Origin of the sequence: Lentzea indica (assembly GCF_012184385.1) — a bacterium.
GTDB classification, from domain to species: Bacteria; Actinomycetota; Actinomycetes; order Mycobacteriales; family Pseudonocardiaceae; genus Lentzea; species Lentzea indica.
Genome location: NZ_VSRL01000562.1, coordinates 1 through 1,143, shown reverse-complemented (window position 1 = coordinate 1,143; position 1,143 = coordinate 1). Strand labels below are relative to the sequence as shown.

The 1,143-nt window shown below is 64.3% G+C and carries 1 protein-coding gene; it reads right to left on the bottom strand.

Annotated features, from left to right (window positions below):
* Positions 1-671, bottom strand: a 671-nt coding sequence (locus FXN61_RS49600; protein WP_167980659.1) for a hypothetical protein, incomplete at its 3' end; no start/stop codon positions are given.
* Positions 672-1,143 lie beyond the last annotated feature (472 nt).

Genomic DNA, 1,143 nt, shown 5'->3' with positions numbered 1-1,143 from the left:
TCGGAAACGATCGTGACGTCGATCCTGTTGCACCGGCTCCGCGCGGCGTAGAGGCCGACGAGCCCGATGCTGATCTGTTCCTTGAGCCTTTTCTGGATCTCGTCGTAGTCGCCGTCCGCGCCCTCGTTGCGCAGGAGGTAGCGCGCCCGTCCGCTGATCGCGTTGTCGTCGCGGGGATCCGCCAGCACGGCCCTGAGCTCGCATTCCGTCTGGGAGAGCAACACCCGCCCCGCCGCGTACCTCCCGGCGAACCCGCGGAAGCAGTACAGCCGCGTCCGCTCCAGGTCCTGCATCATGAGCTGGTTGAACACCGGGTCCGGCTTGGCCGTCGGCTCGAACACGTGGCTGGGGAAGAACTCCCGATCGAGCGACCGGTACTCCTCGCTGAGCTCCTTGAGAGCCTTCCTGCTCTCCTCGATGACCGGCGTGAGAAGCGCCTTCTGGGCCGCTTTCGACGTGATCAACGTTTGCGTGAAGCTCACGACCGCGGATATGAGTGTTCCGGTACCCAGTGCTGTCAGGAAGTTTCTCGCTGCCCCGGAATCTATTTGACTGGAAATGGCCAGCGACGTGCCGGACGTCACGATGAGTATGAGGAGGAGCAACCCGGTCCGAGTCCAGAACAACTCCTGGATCAGGTTGCTGCGGATGCCTCCGGCCTCCGCGGACACGTGTCCCACCTCCTGGGTCACCTCAACGGCCGCTACCCGAACGGACGAATGCGGTCAGTGTCCGATCAAGTGCGCGGAGTTACTGTACGCGTCGGTCAAAAGATAAGGAAGCTGCTATTCGTGCGACATTCAGAACCGGAATAACCGCCCTTGAGCCCAGTCGTCGGCCCGCACCCGTGCGCATCGGTGACGCCCTGTCGCGACTCACCCCTGACGTGTCGGATGAGGGTGACTCACCCACCCAAACGCACCCACGGCGCGTGTTTTGGTCCACTCGGCGCTCTGTGCTGTTGGTCCGGCAGGCCGAGCATCTCCGCGCTTCGGTTCGTGACACGAAGGCACCTGCTACACCCGGCTAACACCGGTCCGAATACCCTCACCCACCATGCGTAATGTCCTGCTCATCGCGTCCCTGGCGCTCGCGGCGGCCACCGGCCTCGCCGGCTGCGGCAGCTCCGCCCAGCCCTCGGCC